This is a genomic window from Yoonia sp. (assembly GCF_042093035.1).
In the GTDB taxonomy this organism is placed as follows: Bacteria; Pseudomonadota; Alphaproteobacteria; order Rhodobacterales; family Rhodobacteraceae; genus Yoonia.
Genome location: NZ_JBELFI010000141.1, coordinates 1 through 5270 on the forward strand (window position 1 = coordinate 1; position 5270 = coordinate 5270).

The window sequence follows — 5270 nt, forward strand, 5'->3', positions numbered from 1 at the left end:
AACGGCTGGAACGCATGGAAAGGTTCTACGAAGAAATGCTGTTGTTCAAAAGGATGCGTTGACCTGCCAAGCAACACAAACAGCCACGGCACAGGTTCAGGCGCGTTTCACATCAGCCAAGATGCCACCGACGAATTAGGTGACGGTCTGCATTTGCCATCGGCAGATTGGTTTGCTGGCAGTTCTGGCACTGCGCCATTTTCGTGATGGGCATCAAACCTCCATCAGGTGTCAACAAGCATCCTCACTGCATTTGTAGGTGGATTTGGCAAGCCATTCAGGGTTGATCTCGGCCCCCCAGCCAGGCGCATCGCTCACCACGACTTGGCCAGACGTAACCTTGTAAGGATCGTTGAGGAACAAGTCGCGCTGCCATGGATAGTAATCGTCACCTTCGATCGAAAATTCCAGATAACGCCCAGGATTGGGGACCGCGCGCAAAAGATGCATGGTAAAAAGGGTGACCAACGACAGATTGGCGGCATGCGGCGTGCAGGGCAGCCCCGCTGCATGGCCCATGCGGGCCACCTCCATGCTACGGATCATGCCCCCCAGATACAAAATGTCAGGCTGTATGATGTCCACAGCACGCATGGCGACGATGCGCTTCCACTGCTGGATATCCCAGTCTTGTTCGCCACCGGCCACGTCGATTGACAGCGCACGAGTAACTTCGGCGGTCTGCTCCAGCTCCCAATAGGGACAAGGCTCCTCGAAGTGTTCGTATCCATTGGCCTGCAGCATACCGCCAACCGCGATCGCGCGTGATGGACCAAAGCCCGAGTTGCCATCAACCAGCAACGCCGCATTCGGCCCCATGGCCTTTCGGATGGCAGGAATAATCGCTTCGGTGCGTCCCTCCCATTCATCTCTATCCTGCCCGCATTCCGCGCCCACGCGCACCTTGAAGGCATCAAACCCAAACTCGTCACGAAGTTTCTGTAGCCGCGCCGCCTCGTCCTCTGGCGTGATATCGCGCCGCATCGAGGACGCGTAGGCGCGCACTGGACCAGCCGACCCGCCGAGCAGCTCTGCGACTGGCTTACCCACGGCTTTGCCGCGCCAGTCCCAGACAGCCGTGTCCAGTCCGGCCATCGCCCGGCGCAAATAGGTGCCGGGAAACTTGTGCTCTCGGAGCGGAATCTCGGCGATCACATCCTCAAGCGCATCCATACCGCGCCCCAAAGCCCAAGGTGCCACCTGCCGATGCAGGATCTCGCATGTCAGGTCGCTACTGTAGGTGGACACTTGTCCCCAGCCGGTCGAGTTGTCCTCGGCCGTGACCCGCACAAAACCAATCAGCGGCGTGCAAAAGGTCTCGATCCGGCGAATCCGCGGGCCGCTATCGTGTTTGCCGCGATCACTTGAAACCGGCACTGCGCCGGACATCGAATAGGGCGTGCTCATGCATCCTCCAAAATAAGCGCCGCTGCGCGATGCGCCAGCATCATGGTCGGGGCATTGGTGTTGCCCGAAGTCAGATTCGGAAATACCGAGGCATCAATGACCCGCAATCCCTGTACCCCGTGTACCTGTAGCTGTGGGTTGACGACCGAGGACTGCGCATTTTGCCCCATACGGCAGGTGCCAACCGGATGGAAAACGGTGCCAGAGCGTTCGCGGAAATCAGCCAGAATCTGGTTGTCGTCCATGACCCGCAAATCCGGGCCCATCGCGGTTTCCACCAAACCCTGCAAAGCGCTGGTTTCAATCAACCGCTGACACAGGCGGCCGCCTGCCACAACCAGCGCCCTGTCTTCACTGGTCGCCAATGAGTTGGGCTGGATCCGCGGCGCTGCCATCGGATCCGCAGAGCTGATGTCAATGCGACCACGGCTGGTGGGGCGGGACGGCTGAAAGCCAATGATAAATCCCGCGAACGGATCTGGCTGAATGACACTGCGCTTGCCATGCGGCGTTGTCGTATAAGTGACAGGGTTAAAGTATAGCTGCTGATCCGGCCCGAGCAGATCCGGCGACGAGCGGAAATACCCGCCGCACTGGTTCACAGATAGCGCCAGCGGCCCGCGCCGTGTCAGCGCATATTGCAGCGCCGCCCACAGCTTGCCAGTCAATGGCCGTAGGATATTGTTCAATGTTGGTTCTGTGGCCCTGAAATAATAGTTTATTCCCAGATGGTCCTGCAAGTTGCCACCGACATGCGGCGCATCACACAGCGGCGTGATCCCATGCGACTTGAGCAGCTCAGCAGGGCCAATACCCGACAGCTGAAGCAACCGCGGCGAAGTCACCGCCCCCGCGGAAAGGATAATCTCGCGGCCCGCGCGAAAGGTCAGCTTGCGCCCGCCCTTGTTCACTTGCACCGCGGCAGCCCGCAGGCCCTCAAAGACGATCCGTTCCGCGATAACGCCGGTCATCAGGGTGACATTTGGACGCTTCAGAGCGGGTTTCAGAAAGGCCCGCGCGGAATGCATGCGACGCCCCTTGCTCGTGTTGATCAAATACACCCCCGCGCCCTCGCACGCACTACCCTTGATATTGTTGGTGCGTGGCAGTCCCAGTTCTTCTGCCGCAGCAAAGAAATGCCGGTTCACGGGGTGGATCTGGTCCGAAACATCCTGGACATGTAGCGGCCCACGGCCTTGGCGGTCGCCGCGAGTTCCGCGCCGGGTTTCCATCGCCTCATAGGTCTGCTGCACGGTGTCCCAGCCCCAGCCGGCCGCCCCGGCCGCCGCCCAATCATCAAAGTCCTGCGGCAATCCGCGCGCGTAGACCAGCGCATTAATGGCCCCAGACCCACCCACCACCTTGCCGCGCGGCCAAGAGCCCCGGCGCCCGGCCAGCGCATCCTCTGGTTCGGTCTGGTATTTCCAGTTTACCCGAGAATCGTAAAAGGTTTTGCCGTACCCAAGTGGCAAGGCGATCCACGGCGACCAACCGCGCCCACCGGCCTCAAGCAAAAGCACCTTGTGGCGTCCGGATTCGCTTAGCCGCTCGGCCAGCACGCAGCCTGCAGAACCTGCCCCCACGATGATATAATCGAAGTCTTCCATTCAATCCCCCCTCCAAATCTCGCGGTGGTTTTGGCACGCCGAGTTGACATCTTGTAAACAAATAACTGCCCGATAAGAGCCTGAAATAAAGCGCAATGTCGACGCTCTGCATGAATGTCATTTCTGACTTGCGCTGGTTGGCGTGGACCTGTCACGTTTTGGTGCCGCCCACAGTGCTCGTTTAGGTCACAGCCGCACCGAACGCCGCAAGGATCAGCACCAAAACAGCAAAGACCCCTCGTGACTGCCCCAAGTCGCAGCCACCTTGTGAATTATCGGTATGAGCGCATTCGAGTTTTCAACCACGCAGCGCACCGAACAGTTACCGACGACAAACGACCACATCAGCGCCCCGAAAGCGATCCCGATCAGGACGAGTGGAACCTTCTCGGTCGCGTCAGCAGTTTGCATCCAGCGCGTATTGTGCAGGGACGCACCGCCGACTGGAACCACGCTTAGAAAAATGGCAACAAAGAGCGCAAGCGTCACCGCAAAATGACCAGTTTCAGGTATCGAAGTATCCGCTCGGTATCGCCGCTGCGCGCTAGGATAATTCCCGTTTGCAAATGATAACGCTGCAACGCGACCATCCGGCGACCGATCAGATTCGTTTTTTGCATGTAATAACAACGGTCATCGACGCGCCCCGTAAAAGCGTAACAGAACCCTTTCCAATTCGCGGCGTCATGTTATCATTCAAGAAACTGAATATGAGGGACGCCATGAATTTTTCCAGACGCCAGGTGATAAAAGGGGCCTCATGGGCGGGGCTGTCACTTGCTTTGCCTCCAATGGCTTGGGCGCAATCGACACTTGAAATGGGCACAATCCGGTTGGACACGCTCAGTGATGGAAATCTTGTGCTGCCAAAGGCCTTTTCACTGGGTGAAACGCCACCTGACGGCGCCGAGGCGATTCTGAAATCCTACGGCATAACAGGCGATACCTTTACGCCTGATTGCAATGTCACACTGCTGCGAAACGGTGACCGGACGGTGTTGTTCGACGCGGGCGCCGGTCAGGAGTTCATGCCGAGCGCAGGTAAATTGCTGGATGCTTTGGATACCCTAGGCGTTGACCCGTCCGATGTGACCGATGTTGCGTTTACCCATGCGCATCCGGATCATCTTTGGGGTGTGCTGGACGATTTTGGCGATCTGATCTTTCCCGATGCGGCCTACCACATCGGGCGATCCGAGTGGGATTACTGGACTGACCCCAATACAGTTTCTACGATTGACCAAGGCCGTGTCACATTCGCGGTCGGTGCCAAAAACCGCCTCGAGCTACTGAGCGACCAGATTGTTTTTTTTGATGATGATCAGGAAATCATGCCCGGTGTCCTGTCACGCCTGACTCCTGGACATACGCCCGGCCACATGTCGTTTGAGGTTCAGATGGGCAGTGAAAGCGTGATGATCGTTGGCGATAGTATCGTCAATCATCACCTTGCCTTCGCGCAGCCCACCTGGCTGTCAAGCTCTGACCAGAACGCCCAACTTGCCGCTTAAACCCGTGTTGCACTGTTGGATCAGCTGAGCCAATCACAGATGCGCCTGATCGGCTTCCATTTGCCTGGTGGTGGATTGGGTCGCGCAGAACGTCGAGGCGATGGATACTATTTTGTAGAAGAACAAGCATGATCCGGCTTGCGACCCTGCTGACGGCTGTTTGCGCCTCGCCTGCCATAGCGAACGAAAGCATCGCCGACCAATATCCTGGATCCGCTCTTTATAGTGCGCCAGTCGAATTTATCCCAGGCGTTTACAGTGCCATTGGCGCAACCGCACCACCAACATATGAAAATAGTGGTCATAACAACAACCTCAGTTTCATTATCACCGGTGACGGTGTTGTCGTTGTGAACGGTGGTGGCGCTTACGTTTTGGCTAAAGCCTTGCACGATGAAATCAAGGCACTGACCGATCAGCCTGTCGTTTTGGTGGTGAATGAAAACGGGCAAGGCCATGCCATGCTTGGCAATTCCTATTGGGTCGAGCAGGATGTTCCGATCATTGCCCATGAAGATGCGGCAACAGAATTCGACGTGCGTGGCTTCCGTATTCTCGAGGGTATGCAACAGCTTAATCGTGAAAAAGCCGAAGGCACCTTTTTGCAGGGCCCGACCGAGACATTTACCGATGAGTATATTCTGGAGCTTGGCGACTTTCGTATCGAGGTCCGCTATCTTGGCCCATCCCACAGTGCGGGCGACGTGGTTGTCTGGCTACCGAACCAAAGCCTCGTGATCGCGGG

7 protein-coding genes are annotated in these 5270 nt (G+C 57.4%); 3 read left to right on the forward strand and 4 right to left on the reverse strand.

The window, feature by feature from the left end; genetic code table 11:
* A partial coding sequence (locus ACFDSS_RS13225) for a hypothetical protein (RefSeq protein WP_375256200.1) occupies positions 1–207 on the forward strand: 207 nt, incomplete at its 5' end.
* A 24-nt stretch (positions 208–231) separates the two neighbouring features.
* Here ACFDSS_RS13225 and ACFDSS_RS13230 read toward each other — a convergent pair.
* The 4 genes from ACFDSS_RS13230 to ACFDSS_RS13245 form a co-directional block, all read right to left on the reverse strand.
* Positions 232–1407, reverse strand: a complete 1176-nt coding sequence (locus tag ACFDSS_RS13230; RefSeq protein ID WP_213393896.1) for a mandelate racemase/muconate lactonizing enzyme family protein — start codon at positions 1405–1407, stop codon at positions 232–234.
* Positions 1404–3014 (reverse strand): GMC family oxidoreductase, encoded by a 1611-nt coding sequence (locus ACFDSS_RS13235; RefSeq protein ID WP_375256201.1) that lies wholly within the window; start codon positions 3012–3014, stop codon positions 1404–1406. The genes ACFDSS_RS13230 and ACFDSS_RS13235 overlap by 4 nt, the downstream gene beginning before the upstream one ends.
* Before the next feature lie 213 nt (positions 3015–3227).
* Positions 3228–3425, reverse strand: a complete 198-nt coding sequence (locus ACFDSS_RS13240) for a hypothetical protein (RefSeq protein WP_375256202.1) — start codon at positions 3423–3425, stop codon at positions 3228–3230.
* Between the two features lie 74 nt (positions 3426–3499).
* Positions 3500–3634 carry a hypothetical protein gene (locus ACFDSS_RS13245; protein ID WP_375256203.1) on the reverse strand — a complete coding sequence of 45 codons (135 nt, stop codon included), beginning with the start codon at positions 3632–3634 and terminating at the stop codon, positions 3500–3502.
* Positions 3635–3736: 102 nt separating this feature from the next.
* On the opposite strand from ACFDSS_RS13245, the gene ACFDSS_RS13250 reads away from it, so the two are divergent.
* Positions 3737–4525, forward strand: a complete 789-nt coding sequence (locus tag ACFDSS_RS13250; protein ID WP_375256204.1) for an MBL fold metallo-hydrolase — start codon at positions 3737–3739, stop codon at positions 4523–4525.
* Between the two features lie 128 nt (positions 4526–4653).
* Positions 4654–5270: MBL fold metallo-hydrolase (locus ACFDSS_RS13255; RefSeq protein ID WP_375256205.1), on the forward strand; the 617-nt coding region annotated here is incomplete at its 3' end.

Excerpts from the sequence above, each read along its gene's own strand:
- ACFDSS_RS13240 (WP_375256202.1), bottom strand. The coding sequence starts at position 3,425 with ATGCAAACTGCTGACGCGACCGAGAAGGTTCCACTCGTCCTGATCGGG.
- ACFDSS_RS13250 (WP_375256204.1), top strand. The coding sequence starts at position 3,737 with ATGAATTTTTCCAGACGCCAGGTGATAAAAGGGGCCTCATGGGCGGGG.
- ACFDSS_RS13230 (WP_213393896.1), bottom strand. The coding sequence starts at position 1,407 with ATGAGCACGCCCTATTCGATGTCCGGCGCAGTGCCGGTTTCAAGTGAT.
- ACFDSS_RS13235 (WP_375256201.1), bottom strand. The coding sequence starts at position 3,014 with ATGGAAGACTTCGATTATATCATCGTGGGGGCAGGTTCTGCAGGCTGC.
- ACFDSS_RS13245 (WP_375256203.1), bottom strand. The coding sequence starts at position 3,634 with ATGCAAAAAACGAATCTGATCGGTCGCCGGATGGTCGCGTTGCAGCGT.